Below are 1,825 nucleotides of genomic sequence, written 5' to 3'. Positions count from 1 at the left end.
CTAACCACTAACCACTAAGCACTAACCTATAACCTATAACCTTTAAACTATAACCTTTAAACTATAACCTTTAAACTAAACACTCCGTGTTCTCCGTGTGTTCCGTGGATTTTTTTGATTTTCCTTTAATTTTCTTTCTTTGTTTCTGTGATTTTTTGTACTTTTGTCTGATTAATAAAAAAAAGGAGATGAAGAACCAATAACAACAAAACATAAAACTAAACAATGAAAAAGAACATCAATCTGGTCGTGAGTATTGTCATGACTGTGGTGTCAATGACCCTCTTGACATCCTGTGAAAAAGAATTCTCTGAGGTAACCCCGGTTAACCCAAAAAGTAGTTTGACTGTTACCACTCGCTCGGAGAGTGGGGCTGAAGAAGTGGCGTATCCTGTGGCTGTTTATCTGTTTGATGCCAACAAGGCGTGTATTGACTTTCGGCGTATCGAATCTGCTGACGCGAGTGTTGTCTATGACTTGGTAGAAGGTGTGTATGATGTGTATGCCTTCGGAGGTGTGGCAGAGGGGAAATATACGTTGCCCAGTGTGAAAGAGGCTACACTTGCGTCTGTGATTACCTTGCAAGACGGACAAGAGCATGGGGACTTGATGATGGCAAACAGTTCGGTGACAACGACGAAAGGAGAAGCTAACACTATCAACCTGTCGATGAATCGCTGTGTGTCGAAGATTGAATCTATCGTCATCAAACAGGTTCCTGACGATGTCACTGCTGTGAGTGTGACGCTGTCGAAGACGTGTAAGAGTATGGCTTTTGACGGTACAATGAAAGATGTGAATATTGAAGTGATTACATTGGAAAAATCTGGTACGGAATCGGGTACATGGGAGTTGAAAACTCCAAGACACGTGTTGTTTGATGTTGCTGCATCTGCCTCTGTGAAGATTAGTATGACAACGAATGGAAATGCTAAAGGTTATACCTATCAGTTGACCGATAAATGGAAAAGCAACTATCTATATCATATTAATGCTACCTATACTGAGAAACAAAATTTTCATGTGACAGGTACTATCACGGGGGCTACATGGCAGGGTACTGAGGATATCGTCTTTAACTTCGATGAGACCAATACTCAGGATGGAGGTTCTGGTCCTACTATCAATGAAACAGCTCCTGAGGTTGGTACTCTTTATAAAGGGTGTTATGTGTTGAGTCGCACCGAAGAAAGTAATGCTATCAAGGTATTGCTGTTGCATCCGAATCAGTATTCTGATGTATGTAATGGTTCGATGAGTCAAGAAGAAGCTCGTAATTCCATCAATTCTAAATTGTCGGAAATCGCATCAGAAAATGAAATAACTGGTTGGCACTTGCCTAATGAAGCAGAAATGGATGCTGTTTATTCGATAGGATTTGCTGCGATAAATCTAAAAATTCCGGAACCTAAATTGTTGACAGATGATTATTTTTATGATGATAACGGAACGATTAGAGGGTGTCTACTCAATACTAATACTAAGAGAGATTTAAGACTAACTACTAATAAAGCAATTCTCCGTCCTGTTGCTGTTGCACGGTTTACAAAATAATAATTTGAGAATAATGATGATGCGTCCGGGTGATATACTTGGGCGCATCTTTTTTATATTGTCACAGAAATCAATCATCGGATCATCGGGATTTATCCACGGAGCACACGGATCATCGGAATTTAGACGGATGTTAAACGGAATCCTAAAATCCGCAACTATCATCCAATACACGATTAAGGGTAGATTTATGAGTCGTTAGTAGCAGCTTTCAGTAAAAAGCAACAGCACAACATCAATATGTAGCCACCATCCCCTTACCCCACGATGC

1 protein-coding gene is annotated in these 1,825 nt (G+C 40.2%); it reads left to right on the top strand.

The window, feature by feature from the left end; all coding sequences use genetic code 11:
• Positions 1–225: 225 nt before the first annotated feature.
• On the top strand, positions 226–1,554 hold the full coding sequence (locus CIK90_RS01875; protein ID WP_094464203.1) for a fimbrillin family protein: 1,329 nt from the start codon (positions 226–228) through the stop codon (positions 1,552–1,554).
• Positions 1,555–1,825: the final 271 nt, after the last annotated feature.

Source organism: Prevotella sp. P5-126 (assembly GCF_002251185.1).
In the GTDB taxonomy this organism is placed as follows: Bacteria; Bacteroidota; Bacteroidia; order Bacteroidales; family Bacteroidaceae; genus Prevotella.
Note: the sequence above shows the minus strand (reverse complement) of the source record. Positions and strands in the feature narration are given on the sequence as shown.